This window comes from Pseudidiomarina sp. WS423, assembly GCF_050750165.1.
Taxonomy (GTDB): domain Bacteria; phylum Pseudomonadota; class Gammaproteobacteria; order Enterobacterales; family Alteromonadaceae; genus Pseudidiomarina; species Pseudidiomarina fusca.
This window is the reverse complement of sequence record NZ_JBOJLN010000006.1, coordinates 116,046-136,818: the sequence shown is the minus strand read 5'-3', so window position 1 is coordinate 136,818 and position 20,773 is coordinate 116,046. Positions and strand designations below refer to the sequence as shown.

Genomic DNA, 20,773 nt, shown 5'->3' with positions numbered 1-20,773 from the left:
GCCTTGCTCACCTGCACATGCTGCGGAGAGCGTTTTTGTGTGATACTGGAGCGCCAGCGACACACACAAAAGCGAGCGTAGCAGTATGTGTCAGGTGGAGCAATTTGTTATGTTTTTTTCTCGCAACTAAATTCGAGAGAAACGTTGCCCGGTTTTGCAAAACCTGAATTTGTTACCTCTAGCTTTTCGGTTTTTACCGTTTTACCTTGCTTAGCACAAAATTCGTTTGCCTCTTTGTAAACCTCTGCTTTAACACCATCAGGAGGACCAAAACCCACCTGCGCACTTCGCTGAGCAATCATATACTTCCCCTCATCTAAAGGAACCACTCCTGTGCTAGCACATGCAGCCAAGAGCATCGTCAACAGTGCGAGCTTGAATAATTTCATTCTCTTTTCCTTAAATTCGATTTTATTGCTGCATAATCAGCTGAAAACATAACATTTGTATATTGTGCGTGCGCGTTTAGCAACTCGTCCAATTGATGGTTTTCAGCTCTTAACTTACTGAGCAAGCAGGCATTCCTAACTTGAAAGAATCCGAGTTAGCAAAGGCAAATTGAGCATGCTCAGTTACGCTCTACCGAGCGCACAATATCCAACCTTTATTTTTGTTATATCATTGACAGTAAACGACTTAAATACACAACACAATAACAAAACACGCAATATCGCCGAAGTTAATGTGCCGTACATCGCTGGCGACACCATCACTTACTAATAACGCGACGGCTAGTCACTAGTTGCAGTAACCTGAAAGTCAAAAGGTCCGCTGTTCGCTCTTAGCAGCCTCGACGATTCCCAATCACCGCCCGTTGCTGCTCAAAATATGAACTATACTCAACCCATTAACTTTGTAAACCACAAAAGAGGACAACGATGATGGCAGTTCGACATACTCCGCCAAGCGGACCTAGCGTAGTTCACAAAGGGCAAAAAGGTGGCATGACTGGTTGCGGTGTAGATACCAATAAAAATCCTTCGCATTGGTCAAGTACCCGCGACAAAATAACTTGTGACAAAAACGGTTGTAAGAATTAGCACGTAAACCTGTAATTAAGCAGGTTGTAAGCGTTATTGAGGGACGGCAACTCGTCGTCTCTCGCTAACCTTCTATGCACAATACAAAAAACACCACAAACCCAACGCTTTAATTCCCCCGCAAAATTCACGATACTTTAGCCATAACACAACAGCAGCACGCGAACTTATTGACGAAATTTCGCAGCAGATTACGATTGAGATGACTGTCTGTGTATCGTGATTTGAGCATAGAAAATTCCTTCGTTATAGTTTAACGGGATATTCTACTTATAACTGCTCCGGCTTTTCGCCATGTCGGGCATATGCAACGGCTACTAAGCGTTCAATTGAATCTAAACGCCGAGCTAATGACGGAATACATGACGGGTAACTCTCTGACTGTCCTCGAAATATAGAAACATTAAATTCAGGATAAGGCCTTAATGAATAGGTACCATCATCTGCTGAAATAGCATGAAAAGTGTCTTTCTCGTGGCCTACATGTATCCCGTATTTCATCAAAAAATTATGTATTTGTTGCTGTTCTTTTTCATAATATTTTGCGATGTCTAAAGCTGTAATTGAGTTTGTCATAGCGCTTTCATCGGCGTCACATCAATAGATTGAACATTATCTATACAGCTTCTAGCTTGCCTCGTGTTTAAACTGGTAAACCAAGCCTTCAAAATCCCACGCTCTTCCCCATCAAAATCAACACTAGGAAACGCAATCTGCGCCGTCACTTTTCCAGTATCGCCGGCGGTATCACCAGCCACAAAATTGATAAACGGAAACAGCGAATTGCAATGCATCGCGATGTGAGCCATTGCGGGTTTATGCTTACCTAGCATTCCTTTCAAGGTCTCGAGATCAACCACAGTTTGAATAATTTCAACGTCGCCGCTTGCCAAAGAATACTTTCGCCACTCGGCCTCGCTAGAATCAGCGTTTCGATTGTAAATGCCAGTCTCACCTCTTCCACGCACGCTCGTCCCCGTTTGAACATCCATCATGCGCAAATCCTGCTGTCCATCAAATAGCGCATGTTCAAGCGCATCGGCAAAGGCTTCAAGCTGCTGCAGACAAAGCGTTATTTCCGCCTGTGACAACAAGCCAAGCTTGCGGTCATTCGCAAACAACGGTAGCTCACATACTGCGCTCAAATAAAAATGGCTATTCTGCGCTTCGTTGTTTAACACGGCCCGCACCAACGGGTAGTGCTGGGTAAGTTCGGTTACTACTTTATGCCAGTTTTTATTAACAACCTGCTGCAGTGTGTCTTTACTCGCAATAGGTGATGCCAGCCGCACAATATAGGCTGTATCTGGCACCACGGCAGAAAACGCTGCCGAGAAATCAAGCTTCACGAATATGGGTTGGTATCGCGTTGCTGTAGTTCCAGGAGTGGTCGGTAATTGTCGCTCTAACTTAAATAGCCACTCAGATTTTTCGTCGGTTGCTTGTAAGTTTGCAGCGCTTGCATTTATTAATAAGCTCTTTAATTGGCTCGTAATATCATGGCGTGTGTAGGAGGTGTATTCTGTTTGTTGTTCACTCACGGCGCTATCGCGCAATAGGCCATCAAACGTCGCCGGATATGGGTCAACAGCATCATGAGGTTCCGACGCATGCACGCTCTTTCTAACGGGCTTGTGCAGCAAGTGCTGCCAACTTGCCGTTTCTTCTTGATGAACCACGTCATCGGCTTGGTCCTGCAAACATTTGTCGAGCTGATTTTCAACGTCGCGCTTACGTCGAATAAATGATGCTACTTGGTCTTCGTCAATTGAGGCTGCTAGATAGGGGTAAAGTATCTTTAACGTGCCGTCGCCTGTGCCCAAACGCCGATTTAACGAGCCATACATGCGGTCAACTCGCCCTACGCGCTGCTCGTTATCACCCGCTGAACCGGCTAAGCCGTAATGGTGCACCTGATGGCAATTCAAATGTAAATTCACGCCCTCTTTGAATACCGACGTTGCAATTAAAACATGCGGGTAAAATGCGCTATTAAAGCCAAGCTTTAAGCTTTCGCGGGTGCTAGCGGCCGTGTCACCACTAACAAACCAAACGGGATTTGTTTGGCTTTTTAGCTGAGTCCACTCGCGCTTCCAGTCGTCTAATTTATGTCCGACAATTTTTTCGCAAAGCATTTCAAAGGTATTTAACGCAGCTTTAAAGTATTTAAGCAACAGTGAGTTGGGCAACTTGGGCTTTACGAATTCGCAAAAACTTTGATAACTGTTTTCTGCGCTTAGATGATTGTTCAGTTCTTGCTTTTGATACGTCTTGAACCATGCATAAACTTCAATAAATACGGGGCTTGCATATAAAAAGCCAGCGCGAATGTAGTTGCTAAAGTTCTCGACTATTTTAGGCGTCTTATCTTGCCATGTTGCTAATTGTTTTCTCTCAGCGTCTGTCAGCTCGGCGTAAACTAACCCCCAACAGGTTGTCAGCTCTGCATTAAAATGGGCTTCTGAGTGATTCTGTTGCTTGCTCACCGCAATTTCCGAGAGCAAATCAGAATCATTGGTTTGTTTGTAGCGCGCATCTTGTGCTGCGCTTTTATAAAGCGCGCGTTTGTTGGTGTCTTCGCTGCGGTAATGGTAAAAGTAGCCCGCTTGTTTGTAATCAACTGCGGGTTCGAAAAACAGCGAATAGATGCTTTCGTTCTTGACAAACCGAAGTTTCACATTGGCAGCATCAGATTGCGAACGTAAATCACGTTTTACGACAAACAGTTGTGCGACGGCGGACGCTAAGGATTCGTTGCCTTTGTTGGCTTCTTGGTCGCCTTCGTTTTCGGGGTCAACGTCATTTGAATATTCAGTGGTATCGACTGCGCCGGCCTGTTTAATAATCTCAGCAAAAACATCTCGCTTATAGTTTGAACTAGCTAATTTATTGACCGCGTCTTTAGCCCAACCATGGAACATCAACGTCGCTAATTCAGCATCATAGCGCTCGTTCATACGTTGCGTTAGTTCTCGCAGCGACGGAATACGACGCACAAAAATCAGATGTTTTAGGTCTTCAATACTTGGCGTATTTGTTAGTGCCTCGGCACTTGGCACACACTTATAAACTAAGGCTCGGTATTTCGGGTGTTGTGGAAACGTCTTAAACTTTTCTCTGTAGCTTGCCGTTAAGCTATGCAATAGCTCCGTGTCTAAAGCGCGTGAAAAAGCTTCTTTGCTTTGTTCGCCGTTTTCTTCACCGTTAGCCTCTTCTGCCTCTTCATTGATTTCGCCAGTTGCCGGCGAATCGACGCTCGGAGATTTAGCTTGTTGGTTGTCAGCATCAAGTTTTTCAATATCACGGCCAAATGATTCAAAGCCTTCGAGATATCCATAAGTTAAATGCCGCTTTTCTTTACTATGCTCAAGCTCGCTAACCAGTCGTTTTTGATAAATTGCAAAAAAAGCTTCAGCTTTTGGGTTATTCGCAAATGTCGCTGGCAGCGCTTGTTCATCTCGGTACTCGTACTTGTCAAAGTTTTGGGTTTCATCGCCCTCTCCAACTGACAAAACCCGTAACCGCCGCAAGCCAAAAGTTTGCATTAATTTCTGCGCATCGTTTGTCGCGTTATTAAACGGTAAATAATCTGAAGTCACAAAGTAACTAAGAATATTGGCGATATCGGTTTTGTTGGTGTGGTTTGGGGTGGCCGTTAATAACAAGACTTTCTGTGCCAACTGCGAGTGACCATTTTGGAAAAACGCTTGTGCCGCAGCCGTGCGCTGTGATCCGCCATTTTTATTGCGTAAGTAATGCGCCTCATCAACGATAACTAGGTCAAAACCCTCTTCGCAAAATGGCGCTTTTTTAATTTTCTCATGAATTTTTCGAGCTTGTTCCGCGGCACATTGTGTTTTGTTTTCTGCTTCTTTTTTCGACAAATGGCTAAAAGCGTGAATAGTCACAAAATACATGTGCGCTGTGGCTCGCTGCACCACCGCAGCTAGCTCATCTAAACTTTTAGCTATTTCCATTCCCTGTACAGGTTTGTCGTTTACGCAGCTTTTTACTTTATGATCAATTTGTTTATAGAGCTTGCGTACAAAGGTTTCGTATTCATTGCGCCACTGGGTACATAACGTTGTATTTGGCGCGACCACCAATACACGAGCATGTGGCTTTTGTTTCCATAATAATGCAGCTACAGCAAGCGCTTGAAAGGTTTTCCCGGTGCCAACTTCGTCGGCCAATAGCGCAATATTATGCTTACTGAGCAGGTTCCATAAATACGCCACACCCTCGGTTTGTTTTGCCGCCATCGAATCACGCTTAGCGCTCTCGTATTGCCACTTCTCGTCCTTTGTCGCGTTGAAGTTAATGGCTTCGCTGACCAATTCTGGCGTTATAATTTCCCATTCCATTAGCGAGTTTCCTTCTCGATTGCACCAGTGTAATTTCCCTCTGTGCGTATCCATGAAATAAGTTCCGGCGAAAGTTGTGACGGTTTTTGTTGATTTATATTGAAGCGAGACCAATCAAAATTATCGTTTGCTAACTGAGCTCTATATTGCTGGGCTAGCTGCACAAGTTGCTTCACTTCTTCGGCTATAAACCAAGAATAAACGGAGTCGTCTTGTTGCTCGTTAGCTTTCTCAACCCATTCAAGGAGGCAGCCAGGCATGGATAATAAAATTTGATCGAATTTTTTGAGTTGCCGCTCTTTCTTACGAGCCGACTTGGGAGTTTGAGCGATTTCCTCTAGCCGCTTGCTGAAGTTTTGACACGCTAAAAAGAGTTTAAAATAACTTGCTGTCGGTGATTCTCGATTAACTTCAATTTGCTTATCTTCCCATGATTCTGAATTGTCATCTGGGCTAGCGCTGAATCGATAGACCAGTCTCTGACTGTTTTCATGGTCCATGCTTAAGGCTGCAGCATCAATAAGGTTAGTTAAATCCTCAAACTTCTGGCTGCGTCGATAATCTTTATTCGTTTCAATAATAAATCCTGAACTTTCAATTTCATCACCTTTCTTAATGAAAAAGCGGCGATTATTGATAAGTGCCTGTTCGTCATTGACCTTTAAGGTTTGTCCACTTTCGGCAGGTTCAATTGCTACAGGCGATTTTACGCCGGGTAATGTTAGTGTGTATTGCTTTAATTCGTCGGCGCAAAGCAAATTGCTCACGTTAAGTTGATACGATAACTGCTGCCAATCGAGCGTGACTTGTACGTTAAAAGGTGGCAGTGATGGTACTTCTAGCTTTTCACGCTCAAGTTCAGAACGGTCGCTAAATTGCGGCTTATCAATCATCTCACCATAAAGACATGGAGCCTCTGCAGCGGAGAAAATTAACCCCGCTTCTACGTTAATTGAATTGCCACCATCGTTGGAAGACCGGCTAGAATTTCCGGATATCAAATTACAGCCTGGCTGCGTGAAATTCCATGAACCTATTGCAATATCCTTTTCTGTGGCCCAGATTTTCGCATGCACCATCGCAAATTCATCAGCTTCGATTGCTTCTGGGCGCTTGTGAAAAGTTATTTTTTGAGACTGCAGGTGTTGCTTCAAACTTTCATCGGCGGCGGAGCGAATGGTTTTACCGTTGACAAGATCAGGCACAATTCGATACGTGATTTCACGGTTATTTGTGATGCTTTCTATCTTATCGATAAAGCTTGAAATGCTTTTAGAAAAATAGGGTGACCACACGGTAAGTTCGCGGGAGTCGGCCGTGATCATGCGATTGATAAAATTCGTATCTGAAAAACTATGATGAAACTCAACTTCTTCAGTTTCGGAGTTGCCTAAATTCGGTAACCGTTTCCTGTCAAAATCTTTAACGTTTGCGCTTTTAAAAGTGCCTTTAAAAAACTCATATATCGATGTGGATAATTTCTTTGAATTAACCGCAACAAACTTAAAAACTTCCCTATTCCGACCCCAACCTGAAACAGTTAAATTAGCGCTGCCAGCGCCAAGCACAGCACCTTCTTCGCCTTGAATATAAATAACCTTGGGGTGAAATAAGCTATCTTCTGTAAACCGTTTGTTTTTGGGAGCGCCGAGACTCGGCAATACGCCATGCACCGGAATTGACGTGCGCTTTAAACGGCTACTGGCCTCACCTTCCAAGAATCGCTTATCGCAGAAAACACGAACATCAATGCCTGCTTCAACATAAAGCTGTTGTAACCGCTCGTAATCCATATGCGTTCGCGGTTTATTATTCGCGTCATCCACAATAATGGGCAGCAAATAGGTTTCAATAAACTCAATATCAATTGTAAAGCTTGTAAGCCATACCTTTTCAACCTTCCCAACTTGCTTAATCGCTTGTTTGAATGAATCAATCATTTGCATGGTCGTTTCCTCCAAAATAGCCGCGTATTAAGTTATTAAATTGGTGCAAGTAATAGGAATTTACCCATTTGAGTTCTTTGGCAGAATCAGGAGGGCTTAGTGGTCGTGCATGTAATTTGGTTATGCCATTTCGCAATTCTACCCAAGGTTGCTGCCCTCGCGTGTGCATTACGGATTTGTGGTAGCTGATTAGCTCTGCTATTTGCTGCTGCAAGGTGTCACATTGAGCGACACCTGATAATTTTTCGAATCGGTGTCGTGCAGAACCTGTTAAAACCTGTTTGGCTGAATAAGAAATATTCTTATACAGGTCTGCCAATGTTGCGTTGGTCCCGCCATACTTCAGCCACTCACTCTCGATATCTCGCATCGTTTGAGAATTTTGGCGGCAAATGAGCGTAAACAACAAATTTATACGGGTTAGAAAGGGCTCAACTTGCATGACATGTTCAAGTTTTTGTCGCGCTTCACCATCAGTTAAATCCAACGCATCTGCAATTATGTTTTCTGGTTCGATAGGAACTACTTTTTCCTTTTCTGAGTTCAGCTTTAAAACCTTTAATAAGGCTCCAGCGGAACCGTGATCTAGGCCCGTTACGTTAAGCCAATAATCACGCGTGATTTTTCCAACTTCTTTCGAAGACAAAAAGGCTGACCTGCAAGTTTGCTTTAATCCTTCAGATATATTCTTGAACTGAATTTCAGGTGGTAATTTTGAGCTTTCAGTATTTTTTATTAACCGCTTAATGTGCGATACAGCAGCATCAAAGTACGATTGTAAAAGCGATTCTTTTGCGAGCAGTTGTCCATAGTCATCCCAACGCTGTTTTGAAACATCGTCATGGTTATAGTGGTAATACTTATCAAAATAGCCAAGCTCTAAAAACGGTGTGCGATAACGCCCGCTAACACCTAAGCCCAATTGACGCACCAGAATTTGGCCCTCTCTGTTGGTGGTAAAAACAAGTTTGGGGTTTTCGTCTTCCGCATCTAAGATTTTACGACCATTATTACTACCGAGTATTCCCGATGTATCGACATTCTTTTCCTTTGCGGTAAGCATCGAAAACACATAGATATTTTCTAAATGAAGCAAGCAGGTTTGGGCAAAGCGGGAACTCGTTTTATCACCGACAAAATTTTTGAGATGTTCTGGAATAACAAATGAACTGTCGGCAATTAGAGACTGAACTACCCCATGGTGCATTAAATTAACCGTAAAATTGCGAACATCATTCGAAATCGAATTCACACGCTTTTCAAATATCGCCTCTCCATAACTCGACCAAATAACCAGCATGCCAAGTGGGTCAATATAAAGTGACGAAGCTATGTCTTTGTTCGTATCTGTAATGATGTCTGCTAATTTAAAATTCACGGACGTTTCCTTGTCTAAATGAGTTGGATCGAGATCTTACTCATTAATAATTCACTAAAATTCTCTGCGTTAATGGGCGTTGCTTGTAATTTGTTCTTCGAATTGTAAGCCAGTAATTTTGAATTACCTAATTGCAGCGGCTCTTCGTGCTTTGAAACAAAAAGAGGAGCCCAACCATGCTTAAGATTCTGCTGTGCCCCCTGCCAGGTTCCGCCTTTTTCGCCTGAGCAAACCACAACGGCAGCGCACGACATGGCATAGATGTATTTGTTTCTAATCATCGCGTTTGCAGTTGAAAAACCAGACTCTGGATACTGGGGAGTTATAAGCGCCAATTTGTTTGATTGCAAACCTTGCTGCCAAATCGGGTTAGAAGCGGCCTTATAATTGAAGAAGAACTTAACAAATCTTCCTCAGAAAACCCATTCATTGCCAACCAACATGCGAAATAGCCATATTCATTCACAGTAAGCGGCTTCACGTATTTTGCTTCCTGCGAGTTAATTAATGACGAAATAAGTAAGATAGCTTGAGTTCGTCTTTCCATAGTATCAACTCCCTTCATTTGGCCTCCCTCCAGCGCCCCACAGCATACTCCCCTATCCCACAGCCGGGTTCATCCGCCATCAGTTTGAGCAGGCCCTCATACATAAGCTTAGCTAAATCTTCTCGACCGAGTAGCTTTAAACTCGTTAGCACGCGCGTAATGCGTGCATTGTTGTGCGAGTCAAAGGTAAACCAATCCGTTTTGCGCTCCGCAAAATTATCGCCGATGGTTAATTGCGGGCCCTGCTCGGTGTTGATCACCTTAAGGCCTAACAGCGCACAAAAACGGACAAAGCTGCGTACGAGATGGTCTTGGGCACGGGCGTTGTTGCGCAAAAAATTGATGGTCGGGTCATCTAATACCGGTGCATACATATTGCCTGCGCTGGCGGTGGTTAACGGAAACATCCACTGAATAAACATATGGCTGCGCTCCAGCCAGCTGTCGGGCTTGCTCCATAAATCGAACAGCGTATAACCACGATCATTCGCTGCGCCTGCAGTATAAAAAGCCTTCAACTGTTCGAGGCGTTGCTGGTTGGTGCTAGCTGTATCAGGCATGTGTACCACCCGCCAGTTCAACCGCAGCCACCGGCATGCCAACCAATAAGGCGATGACGTTTTCGATGTGTTCGCCACGCACCATGTCTTCGTCAAAACTGCTGCTCAATGCCTGATAGAGCGCGGCCTCCATGGCAAAGCCTTGCTGTGCAAGTTTGAACGCATGTGCGGCAATGTGCATGTATTCATCTTTGCAGTCGTTCTCAACGCAGCAGGTATGCATGGGGTCGGTGTTGAACAACGCTAGGTTGATATCTTCCACCCGTAAGCGTTTTAGTTGTCGGCTTGGCCGTGGGCCGCTGTAACCACGCCGATCCAGCTCGGCATGCAATTCATCAAACTGTTTTTGCCGACCCCACATCGACATCCAGTTGATGTAGGGCGTACTCTGTATGCGTGTTAATAAGTGCACCAGTTGGCACGTTGATATTGGCTTGTTCATTTGTCATCCCCTTTTCCACTTATAATTTTTCTCCACGAATGCCATTGTGAATCCTAGGGATGACGGTTTGTGTCGCACTTGGTGAATTAGTTTTAAAGGTATTCGTTAAACACTTTAGCGACGTCGCGCGCGTAATTTACTCATGCCAGATTTATCTACGACCAGTCCATATAACAACGGGGTCATAATCAGTGTCCACATGGTGGAATTGCGCCGTGACTTTCTGTTTGCGCCTTTAAATATTCCGACAAAATTGAAGAAGAACAAAATGCCTGTGGGTATTTTCACATAAAGCGCTAACAGCATTTTTAGTGGGTTGGGATTATCACGCCAGGTACGCACGACAATAATCAGCAGTACCACGGTTAGAACTGCGGCTAAGCCCATCAACAGCCAAAAGGTATAACTCATGTCGCTTTCGGCTGATGTTTCGCCATGGGCTACCAACAGAATAAAGCCTAAAACGGCGGTGGGTAATATTACCAGCAAGCCGACGATCATAACGTCGGTGTAATTGCGGTACACGGTTAATCGCTGGGTGTTGCCCATCCAAATCCCGAGTGCATAAAAAAAGATGATGGGTACAAGTACCCACCATCCGAATTCAAAACTGAGTTGCTCAGGCATTGCTTGGCTCCGTCTTTTGCTCTGGCTTCTCGTCAGTCTTTTTATTCTGGTTTAACGGATCCAGTACATTAATGTTTATATTCCAAATGGTTTTGAAAATACGGCTAAACAGGAATAAAAACAGCAGCGGCAGTAATATAGCTTTCAAAATAAACGGCACGATAGCTTTTAGCATTGCGTCAATCGCATCGGTCATAAGATCTTTGATCTTTTCATATTTAAAGGCATCGCGAAAACCACTAATCTTGTCGCCTAAATTAGAAATCGATTTAGAAATAGAATCCAGAAAGCCTGTTGGTTCGCCACGTAATTCAGCTTCAAAGGTCATTTTAGCTTCAACAATATCTTGTTGCTGTTCTTTGTTGTCGTCGAGTTCGTCTTCGCCATCTTCAATAATATTTTCAAGCGCACTGATTAATATTTTGAGGTTGTCTAATTCTGGATTTTTAGCCAACGGGTTATACCGCTCAGTGGTTGGCATACTTTCAAGAATTTGTGCCCGCTTTTCTTTATGTTCGTTCAAAGTGCGGAGACTGTCTCGTAATTCCAACTCAAGTTGGCTTTGGCGTTGTTGCAATTGCTCAAGCTGCTGATCGAGCTGACTAATTTCTGCTTCTAATTCTTGCTTTAGTTCACGGCTAATTTGTGGGGTCGATTTTTCAATTGAGCGCACACTATCCTCAACAGAACTCACTATCACTGTTTGCTTTTCGATAGTTTCATCGAGAAACAACATGGCCACAGTACCGTTTAAAACCACGACAAAGACAACCAGATAACGCAGTGCGGCTAAGGTTAGAAAAACCTTAAAAGCGATTAACTGGTAGCGCACCTTTTTGAAAAACAAGCTTACAGTAAAGGTGACAGCTGACACTGAAAGCAAAGTATTAAATGTGAAATCTGAGACAATTTCTACTAGCAATTTTTGCAGTAGCAGCGAGACTATAGCCGCTTTCATTACGTCTGAGAATTCTTCAATCATGTCATGTAGTGGCGACAATGCCTCACCAAATGCCAACTGCATGCTGTAAAACTCGAATGAAAACGATTGCAGTGTGGCGACAATTGCATTGGCAAGCCGAGCCGACGCAAAGGCGATAGTCGCTTGCGCTAACGCATCATTTACGTAATCAACGGCAAACTGGTCAATGAGTGTGATCCACGAAATAATCATCACCACAGCAACAAAAATAAACAGTTGGGTTCGAGTTTTCGGATCGGCAAAATCAATTGAATTGAACATGGACATGATATTTCCTTTTTGTGGTTATTTTCCCTTGATACGAATCTAACACATAGATTCACTAACTTTAATGTTTTGTAGCATTGACGTTGAAAATTTAATTATTATTTCATCAGCGCTACTTCTCCCCAAGGCATGCGCTTACGGCCCTGCGGAGCAATCACCCAAAGTACCGGTTGTGATGGCGGCTGTGATGGTAAATCCACGTGGCCGTCGGTAAAGAATACGAGGGCTTGGGTTGGATTGCTGCGAACATAGTCAAACACTTCATGAAAAGCCGTGCCGCCAAAACCCCTCACCTGATAATCACTGATGGTTAGCGGCCGATCGGGGCTTACTTGGCGAATATCCTGAATTTTGCTGTCACATTGCAATATAGTCACTTGATATGAGGCGAAACTCCCTAGCAAGTGCCGCAATTGCTCTAAGAATTGGCCAAGATAAGGAATGCAGCTACCCGATGTGTCCAACGCCAAGGTCAGATCAATGTGTTCGCTGCGTTGCCGAGGTAAATACAACCCGCGGTGAATGTGCCGGCGTGAAGGCGGAAACCATTGCCGTTCGCCGCGTAATTGACGCTGAATATAACGCCGCAACAGCTGTTGCCAGGGCATGGGTGGTGTGACAATGCCTTTGATACGTTGGGTTAAATGCCCGGGTAACTTGCCAATGCCCCTGCCGCTGGCCATTAGCTGCTGGGTGAATTCTTGCCATTCGGTGGCGGTGATATCGCTCATTTCTAGGTGCGTATCGAGCACTTGGCTGGCGGCTTGTTCGGTAACTTGTATGCGCTCGTAAATTTCTTCGGCACTTTCATTGCGCTCGAAGCCGTGTTTGGTTTTAGCGATCAAGCATCCCTCTGGATGATAGCCCAGCAGTTCGTGACAAATGGCGTTAACTTCGTAATCAATAGCGATATTCCAGCGCATGGGCTGGCGGTATAGCCGCCGGCTTAAGTGCCCCATCACGCAGTGCCATACTTCGTGGCAGAGCACAAAGCGGCGCGTTTTGGCGTCAATGCGGTCGGCAAAATCGACGTTGAAGTAAATGGCCTTACCATCGGTGGCAGCAGTTGGAATGCGCTGGCTTTCGCTAAGTGTTCCGCCCACGGCGACAATTTTCAGGCGCATAGCGAGTGCGGCGGTAAAGGGCTGGGTGAGCAACAACAAGCTACGGTCGTTTTCCAGCGTTTGTACCAGCTCGCGTTGGCGCTGCAGGTCTTGACTGTCGTTGTCATACGCGGGGGCGCTCATAGGGCCGCCTCAGCATTGTTGCTGGCATTGTTGCTGGCGTTAGCTGTCGGCATAAGATCGCCCTGCGCAAGTGCATTGGCAAAGCTTTGCCCGTGTTTGGCGGTCCATTGCTCATACGCTGGGTGCTCAATAAGCCAGGCCGAGCGCTGCGGGTGAATGGTGTCGGTATTGCCCATGGTTTCACCGAATAGGCTGGCGTTGCGGTTAGCAATAGCCGCGTTGCGACTGGTATCGCGCATGGCGTCCAGCATGAGCATGGTGGCAAAGTCGGAGTTCAGCCGTAAGCTAATCTCAAAAAATACATTCAGCCGCTGCGCACGTTGTGATTTATCGCCACGCCATAGCTGTTCTGTTATGGCGGCACAGAATAAATAGGTGGCATCGCTGCGTTTGGGCACGCTGACCGGAATCTTACCCAGGAGCATGTCGTTGACATTCGGCAGCTCGTCTTCCAGCTCCCAAAAGCCAAAAAATGGCACGGCGGCAGCGGGCCCGATGAGGCCGTTGACCATAATCCGCAGTTGATGACGGTTGAGGCCTGTGCTGCTGCTCAGCAGGCGCGCCACCCGTTCCCATGAGCGCGGGCTGGGCCAGCCACGCTCGCTATTTTCATCGAGCATGAAAAAGTGCTGTGGGGCGTATTTTAAGAAGGCGATCACGGCGCTATGTAAGCCCTGCTCGCGCGCCCATAAACACCATTGTTCGGCGTTGGGTTGTAACTCAAGGTGGCAAAAGCGATTCGCCAAAGCGCTTGAGAAGCTGTAAGACACCGCTCGGTCGTCCATGCCGTTACCGGCGCCCATAACGAGCCAACCGGGCGGCAGGCTGTATAAGTCACCTAACCTACGGTCAAGGATGATTTCGTACGCGGCGGCTTGTAGTGTGCGGTCGGCAGCACTTAGCTCGTCAAACAGAATAATGCCACGACTGTTGGGGTCGCGTGGCCACTCGCCCGCCAGCAGCCAGTCAACGTGGTCGCCATTGGGTACGGGTAAACCGCGTAAATCAACAGGTTCGCGCTGGGCTAAACGAATATCGATGAACTGGATGCCGTGCTGCTGGCAGATCTCGCGCACTATAGTGCTTTTTCCTACCCCAGGGGCGCCCCACAGCATCAGCGGCGCGAGGGCTTGTGCTTGTGCTGGGTCGCTTTGGATAAGTTGCAACTGTGCATGGATAATAGCTTTCACGTCATCGGGATTACAGCTGTACATGTTAGACATTTGAGAGCTCCTGTGTCGGTGTGGTGCCCAAAGCCAGTGCCATAAAGGTGGTGCGGCATTCCGGGCGCTGGCTTGCCATTTGCAGCGCTATCTTCCGTGTTAGCTGCGGCGCTTGGCTTAACAGCTTGTTGCCAAGGAGCGGTAAATCGCTCGCATCGCAGCGTTTAAACAGGTGCGATATCACCGTACGGGCAAGGCTGCTAGGCCATCTATCAATACTCAACACCAAGCGCCGCATGGCTTTCATCACCACCTCAGAGTTCAGCGCCATGCGCCGAACTCGGTTAAACCGTTGCTCGGCGTCGATGTTGCGCAGCACCAACACCAAGCGCTGATACTGCTGGTTTTGCAGCAACACAGTAACCAACGCGTAGTACACCCGCGGCTTGTGGGCGAACCGCAGTAAATGATGTCGGTAATATTTATCGACTTCTTTCGGATGTGTTTTGGTTAGTTCGCACCACAGTTGCACGTCGGCTTGCCAGCCCTCTAGTTCAAGGTCGGCGGGAAAGCGCCATTCACGGTGGGTATGTTGCGACGGCATGTTGTTGCTTGCGGTTTTCAACATGTCGTCGCGTGCTTGCAATATTTGTGAGTGATACTGCGGCTCACGTTTGGCCAAATCTGCTAACAGGCGGATACCGTACAATTGTGCTTTGCTGTGCGCGGCGTTGCCCACCGTGCCCAACAGCTGGCGTATGGCCTGATCGCGTTGCTGCGCTGGAGCCTTCTCAAACTGCGTGAGCAATTGTTGCAGCGTGCCTTCATTAATGCGCGGAAACACGTCACCATTGATCATACTCATGGTGGTCATTTTGGTATGGGTAGGAATATCTGCTCGGTCGAGATAACTTTTCCCCCGCACGCCCAACAGTTCGGCGTTTTCAATGGTTAAGCGGTGGATGCAGCAATCAGTGAGATCGATGAGGTACTGGATGCCGGTGAATACCAGCTGGTTTTCGCCGCAGTTGTTTAACCGCACCTGCTCAGCAATGCCGTTCACGTACATGAGCTTTTGGCAATTGATGGCTTGCACGAAATTGTTGTGCTTGAGGTGTAGTGCGGTGATATCGCTTAAGCCATGCAGCACAATGTCGCCCCGAAAATCGAGGGTAAGCTCGGTTCGTGGTGGGTGTTCATAAGTGCTGGCGTAGCTGCTGGCCCGACTGTTAGCCTGATAAATGATCACCAGGCTTCGCTCGCACAACTGTTGCAGTTGTGCGGCGACGTTGGGGTTATCTAACACCGTAAACGGCACTACCAACAGCTGCTTATAATCAGTTTTTAGGCTTCGTTGATGCAAATAGTCCCCGCCCTGCCAGCTTAAGTCAACGTGGTTTATTGGCCCTTCGATATGGATGCTACCAGCGGCTGTTTGTTTTTTTGCATGGAGATCAAGGTGCAGCACCAGTGGCACCTGCGCAGGGTTAGTAATACGCTGTAACAACGGCATACCACGCAGGCTAATATGATGCTTCTGTGACGCAGACTGACGTAAATTAATGGTGTGCGTTTGTTCGCATTTAATCAAATCAGTCCACACCGCTTGCGGGTCTGTTAAATCAATAACGGGCGTGACTTGCTGATGAAGAAAATTTCCAGAGGTACGATCTTGCATACAGGGCTCCTTAGCTTGAGCTCAAGTATGCCTACCGCGGGTGACAACTTGTGTCGCCTGCTTTAATGTGGGTTATTTCGTATTTTTAAAAACCAATCTTAAATCCAGTCTATAGTCGATTCAGTTTTGATAACTTCCACCTTGATTAATAACATAAACGTTATTATATTAACAAAAGGAATTTGTTAATTGAAAATGCCAAACGAGTCAGTTCTACGAGTCGCGCACGAATTCGTCGACAGTGATGGAAGAAGCCCATTTCGAGAGTGGTTGCTCAACATCAAAGATGTCCGAGCGCAAGCTAAAATCACCAAAGCCATTGTTCAAATGGAGGCAGGAAATTTTGGTGATTTTAAGGCTATCAACCATGCTCCAGGACTTTTAGAAAAAAGATTACATTTTGGCCCCGGATATCGAATTTATTACTGCTTCGACGGAGCAAAATTAATCATTTTATTAGCCGGTAGTGACAAATCGACGCAACGAGCAACGATCGAACTGGCAAAAAGGTACTTAGATGATTATCGCAAACGCTGAAATAAAAGGTGCAAATATGCCACTCTCACGCGAATTTAAAGAAACGGTTATGGAGCTTTGCAAAAAACCTGAATACCGTAAGGCTTTACTTATGGAGGCTCTGGAGTCATATCTTGAGGGGGACATTGCGGTGGGAAATTCCTTGCTACGTGATTATTTGAATGGCACACAGGCGTTTGGCGATGTCGCAAGTGAAATCAATATGCTTGAGCCAAGTCTGCGCCGCATGCTCGGCCCCAATGGTAACGCTACCGTGCGGAATTTTTTTGCGCTGCTCAAAGCCTGCCAGCAACGCGAAGGTATTCGCGCCGCTGACATGATTCACTCTTAACTAAAACGTTCGCTCTTGCGGTAATTCCACGTGCTCGGCGGTGTCGTGCTGCAGGGCGCGCGCCACTTCTTTGTAGAATTTCTGCCGAAAATCAGCCGGTGCCTTTACTTTTAAGTAGGGCGCGCGGGCCAGTAGCCACTGAATCAGGTTCAGCGTGTACGGCACGGTAACCGTCATGTTAAATACGGTGTCATGGCCATTAATAGGGGTGATTTTTTGGTTTTCGCCCAGGTGCGAGTCTTCTACTTCGCGGCGCACTGAATTAAAGATCTCCAGGTGCAGCTCAAACGGCTCGCCGTAACGAAAGGCCAACTCACCATTTTCTTCATATTCGGCTAGGTTAAAGCCTTGCACGCGAGGTTCATCAAACAGTGTTTGTTTTACCGCACTGATGCGTGAAAAAGGAAGCTGTCGAATTTTATCTTGGTGTGCTGGGTCGCTGCTGTGCATGCGACAAATGAGGTATGGCACGCTGCCGCGATAAAAAATACTCAAGGCGGTGACGGTTAATTGCTTGGCGGCGTCACCTTGATGGCTGTGATAATCCACTTTGAGCACTTCTTGGCTGAGAGCTGCGTTAATCAGCCGCTGGTAAATGGTCTTGTTGATTTTGGGCGGCTTTAGGTGGTGTGACGCTGGTGCCACACGCACCCGCTTGCTCCAGTTCGCCGCGGCGGTGTCGCTGTTGTTGAGTTTGGCTTGGGCGCGTTTAAACAGGCCGTTAAGTGGCTCTAGGATATGGCTGGGGGTGATATGTGCCAGTTGCTTTTCAGCCACCAGTAGCGCCAGTGCCACCGAGTCTTCAATATCAAACAGTTTGTCGAAGTCGCTGCGGTCGATGTGCCACACGTTGTCGTCGTCGCGATACACTCCGAAGTAGCCTTCTAGCGCTGCCATATCGCGCTGCACGCTGCGGCGCACCTTGCTGCTTACGGCGCCTTGACCGTCGAGGGATTCCATCAGTTGGCTGATGGTTTTGGGCCCTTGATACAATGCCTGCAAATGAAGTAGCAGCCGGATGGCGCCTTCTTTGCTTGAACCCTTTTGATTATTAGTTGGCATGCCTTCGCCCCATTCCTTGTTGTTTCTGCTACAAGATAATGCGACGATCGCTTACGCTTTGCAAGCTTGGAAAGCGGTGCGGCCCCACCTACGGAGCTAGGGCCGGAGCCGGGTCCGGAGGTGGGTCTGCAAGTCCTTCAGCGCAGTACGAGCGTGGGGGTGCGACTTTCTTTTAGCATCGCCATGGTGGTGCTGCCCACCAGGAATTGGCGAATGCGCGAGTGGCCGAAAGCGCCCATCACCATCAAGTCGATGTTGTGTTCGGTTTGATACTGGTGCAAGGTGGATTCCACGTCGCCGGCGCGCAGTGCCACTATCACTTCATGGCCAGCGGCCTGCAGAACTTGTTCGGCCCACTTTAGTTTGTCCCAGTTGTTGGCGGTATCGGCATCCACCATCACCACGTGAATCGGCATGCCTTTAAATAACGGGCTTTGCGCCAACATCTCGACGCCCTTTTGAGTGGTTTTGCTGCCATCAAATGCCAGCATCGCTGAACGTGGCTCGCTGTAGGTATCGGGGGTTAGCAATAGCGGTCGGTGCACCGTGCGAATCACGGTTTCTAGCTGGCTGCCAACCTGTTGCAATGTGTTCGCTGAGGCCTCGCCATGTAAACCTAACACAGCTAACCGGACGTCACCTTCAAGTGCTCGTAGGTTCTCGGCTAACTCGCCATGGCGCTGACGTTGCACCACCTCGGTTACCCCCAGTTTGTGCAGCTTGTCTTCTGCCAGTTGCAACATCACATGACCGTGCTCAAGTGCTACTTTTGCGCGCTGGGCATCTAAACCCGCTAATTGTTCGAGCAAATGCTCGCGCGTGCCTAGGCCAATGTTGCCCGATAATTCCGTTGTAGCTTTCGATTTCAGCTCATCTAGTACATGCAACAACATCACCGGAGCCGCTAATTGTTTGGCGGCCCAAGCCGAATAGTCACTTACCGCGGTGTTGCGCGAGGCACCATCAATACAGCTAATCACGTATGACATCAGTTTCCCCTTATTATTATTTTAATGGCCGCCCATAATGCTATCAGCGGCGTCGGGTTTATCGTGTACGCCAAAGCGGTCAACGATGGTGGCACTGGCTTGGTTTAAGCCTCGCACTTCAACATCTGCGCCTTCACGACGGAATTTAATCACTACTTTATCAAGCGCACCTACGGCAGTGATGTCCCAAAAATGAGCTTTGGTGAGATCAATCACAACCTTATCAATGGCTTCTTTAAAATCAAACGAGTCTATGAACTTGTCGGCCGAGGAGAAAAATACTTGACCCACCACGGTATAAATACGCTCGGTGCCCGCTGCATCTATGCTCGAAGATACATTCATAAAGTGACCGATCTTATTGGCAAAGAACATGGCGGCTAGTAACACACCCACGCCCACACCAATGGCGAGGTTATGAGTCGCCACCACCACGATCACCGTGGTGACCATCACAATGTTGGTAGATAACGGGTGTTTTTTGAGGTTGCGAATAGAATCCCAACTGAAAGTACCAATAGATACCATGATCATCACTGCAACTAGGGCCGCCATCGGGATTTGCGTGAGCCACTCGTCCAACACCAAAATCAGAACCATTAAGAACACCCCTGCGGTGAGGGTAGATAAGCGCGTCCGCCCGCCCGATTTAACGTTTATCACCGACTGCCCAATCATCGCACAACCGGCCATACCGCCCATCAAGCCAGCCCCGATGTTGGCAATGCCTTGGCCTTTGCATTCACGGTTTTTGTCGCTGGGAGTATCGGTTAGGTCATCAACGATAGTCGCTGTCATTAAAGATTCTAATAAACCTACCACGGCTAATCCGGCTGAATAAGGGAAGATAATCGCCAGCGTTTCTAGGTTAAGTGGTACATCCGGCCACAAGAAAATAGGTAAGGTATCAGGTAAGTCGCCCATATCGCCTACGGTGCGAATATCGATGTTCCAGAAGATGGCGACCAGCGTTAACGAGATGATACAAACCAGCGGCGATGGCAGCATTTTGCCGATCACAGGTACGTACGGGAATAGATAGATGATACCTAAGCCTGCCGCGGTCATGGCGTACACATGCCAAGTTACGTTGGTTAATTCAGGTAGTTGCGCCATAAAAATCAGAATAGCTAGCGCGTTAACAAAGCCGGTTACCACCGAACGCGACACAAACCGCATCAACGAACCGAGCTTTAAGTAGCCTGCCCCAATCTGCAACACCCCGGTTAATAAGGTTGCGGCTAATAAATATTCCAGTCCGTGGTCGCGTACTAAGGTCACCATCAATAACGCCATCGCGCCCGTTGCGGCTGAGATCATGCCTGGACGCCCTCCCGTAAAGGCGATGATTACCGCGATACAAAAAGAGGCATAAAGACCAATTTTAGGGTCCACACCGGCGATGATAGAAAAGGCAATAGCCTCGGGAATAAGAGCTAGGGCAACCACAATACCCGCTAACAAATCGCCACGGATATTTGAAAACCACTGGTTCTGAATGGTTTTGAGCATAAATAGAGTTTCGCTTTTGAGTTAATTTGCTTTTTAATTAAAAAATCAAGGCTAGTTCAAGCGTACAGAAACTTAGACGGGCTGGGCGCGGATTGTAACCC

The 20,773-nt window shown here is 47.0% G+C and carries 18 protein-coding genes; 2 read left to right on the top strand and 16 right to left on the bottom strand.

Translation table 11 applies throughout. The features are described from left to right. Positions 1-107 precede the first annotated feature (107 nt). The 13 genes from ACQ661_RS07565 to ACQ661_RS07505 all read right to left on the bottom strand — a co-directional run bounded on the left by ACQ661_RS07565 (position 108) and on the right by ACQ661_RS07505 (position 16,241). Positions 108-389, bottom strand: coding sequence for a hypothetical protein (locus ACQ661_RS07565; RefSeq protein WP_417669236.1), 282 nt, complete (start codon positions 387-389; stop codon positions 108-110). Positions 390-1,310: 921 nt separating this feature from the next. Beyond that, on the bottom strand, positions 1,311-1,616 hold the full coding sequence (locus ACQ661_RS07560) for a hypothetical protein (RefSeq protein ID WP_431668075.1): 306 nt from the start codon (positions 1,614-1,616) through the stop codon (positions 1,311-1,313). Next, positions 1,613-5,404, bottom strand: a complete 3,792-nt coding sequence (locus tag ACQ661_RS07555) for a DEAD/DEAH box helicase (RefSeq protein WP_431668074.1) — start codon at positions 5,402-5,404, stop codon at positions 1,613-1,615. The genes ACQ661_RS07560 and ACQ661_RS07555 overlap by 4 nt, the downstream gene beginning before the upstream one ends. Then, complete coding sequence (locus tag ACQ661_RS07550; RefSeq protein ID WP_431668073.1) at positions 5,404-7,350, bottom strand: hypothetical protein; 1,947 nt, start codon at positions 7,348-7,350, stop codon at positions 5,404-5,406. Before ACQ661_RS07550 ends, ACQ661_RS07555 begins: the two co-directional genes overlap by 1 nt. Beyond that, positions 7,337-8,728, bottom strand: coding sequence for a hypothetical protein (locus tag ACQ661_RS07545; RefSeq protein WP_431668072.1), 1,392 nt, complete (start codon positions 8,726-8,728; stop codon positions 7,337-7,339). Before ACQ661_RS07545 ends, ACQ661_RS07550 begins: the two co-directional genes overlap by 14 nt. 14 nt (positions 8,729-8,742) lie before the next feature. Further along, a complete protein-coding gene (locus tag ACQ661_RS07540; RefSeq protein WP_431668079.1) occupies positions 8,743-9,093 on the bottom strand; it encodes a DNA-processing protein DprA in 351 nt (116 codons plus the stop codon). Positions 9,094-9,289: 196 nt separating this feature from the next. Then, on the bottom strand, positions 9,290-9,835 hold the full coding sequence (locus ACQ661_RS07535) for an opioid growth factor receptor-related protein (RefSeq protein WP_431668071.1): 546 nt from the start codon (positions 9,833-9,835) through the stop codon (positions 9,290-9,292). Further along, positions 9,828-10,277 (bottom strand): hypothetical protein, encoded by a 450-nt coding sequence (locus ACQ661_RS07530; RefSeq protein WP_431668070.1) that lies wholly within the window; start codon positions 10,275-10,277, stop codon positions 9,828-9,830. Before ACQ661_RS07530 ends, ACQ661_RS07535 begins: the two co-directional genes overlap by 8 nt. 114 nt (positions 10,278-10,391) lie before the next feature. Further along, on the bottom strand, positions 10,392-10,904 hold the full coding sequence (locus ACQ661_RS07525) for a hypothetical protein (protein WP_431668069.1): 513 nt from the start codon (positions 10,902-10,904) through the stop codon (positions 10,392-10,394). Beyond that, positions 10,897-12,153, bottom strand: a complete 1,257-nt coding sequence (locus tag ACQ661_RS07520) for a hypothetical protein (RefSeq protein ID WP_431668068.1) — start codon at positions 12,151-12,153, stop codon at positions 10,897-10,899. Before ACQ661_RS07520 ends, ACQ661_RS07525 begins: the two co-directional genes overlap by 8 nt. A 98-nt stretch (positions 12,154-12,251) precedes the next feature. Then, the gene (locus ACQ661_RS07515) at positions 12,252-13,400 is read right to left on the bottom strand and encodes a vWA domain-containing protein (RefSeq protein ID WP_431668067.1); all 1,149 of its coding nucleotides are present in this window, start codon (positions 13,398-13,400) and stop codon (positions 12,252-12,254) included. Then, positions 13,397-14,623, bottom strand: coding sequence for an ATP-binding protein (locus ACQ661_RS07510; RefSeq protein WP_431668066.1), 1,227 nt, complete (start codon positions 14,621-14,623; stop codon positions 13,397-13,399). Before ACQ661_RS07510 ends, ACQ661_RS07515 begins: the two co-directional genes overlap by 4 nt. Further along, positions 14,616-16,241 (bottom strand): hypothetical protein, encoded by a 1,626-nt coding sequence (locus tag ACQ661_RS07505; RefSeq protein ID WP_431668065.1) that lies wholly within the window; start codon positions 16,239-16,241, stop codon positions 14,616-14,618. Before ACQ661_RS07505 ends, ACQ661_RS07510 begins: the two co-directional genes overlap by 8 nt. A 195-nt stretch (positions 16,242-16,436) precedes the next feature. On the opposite strand from ACQ661_RS07505, the gene ACQ661_RS07500 reads away from it, so the two are divergent. Together ACQ661_RS07500 and ACQ661_RS07495 are read left to right on the top strand one after the other, a co-directional pair. Further along, positions 16,437-16,778: a type II toxin-antitoxin system RelE/ParE family toxin gene (locus tag ACQ661_RS07500; protein ID WP_431668078.1), complete on the top strand. Its 342-nt coding sequence runs from the start codon at positions 16,437-16,439 to the stop codon at positions 16,776-16,778. Further along, positions 16,759-17,109, top strand: coding sequence for a hypothetical protein (locus ACQ661_RS07495; protein ID WP_431668064.1), 351 nt, complete (start codon positions 16,759-16,761; stop codon positions 17,107-17,109). Before ACQ661_RS07500 ends, ACQ661_RS07495 begins: the two co-directional genes overlap by 20 nt. On the opposite strand, the gene ACQ661_RS07490 is transcribed toward ACQ661_RS07495, so the two are convergent. The 3 genes from ACQ661_RS07490 to ACQ661_RS07480 form a co-directional block, all read right to left on the bottom strand. Further along, complete coding sequence (locus ACQ661_RS07490; RefSeq protein ID WP_431668063.1) at positions 17,110-18,171, bottom strand: helix-turn-helix transcriptional regulator; 1,062 nt, start codon at positions 18,169-18,171, stop codon at positions 17,110-17,112. 137 nt (positions 18,172-18,308) lie between these two features. Next, a complete protein-coding gene (locus ACQ661_RS07485; RefSeq protein WP_431668062.1) occupies positions 18,309-19,160 on the bottom strand; it encodes a universal stress protein in 852 nt (283 codons plus the stop codon). 21 nt (positions 19,161-19,181) lie between these two features. Then, positions 19,182-20,672, bottom strand: a complete 1,491-nt coding sequence (locus tag ACQ661_RS07480) for a SulP family inorganic anion transporter (protein WP_431668061.1) — start codon at positions 20,670-20,672, stop codon at positions 19,182-19,184. Positions 20,673-20,773 lie beyond the last annotated feature (101 nt).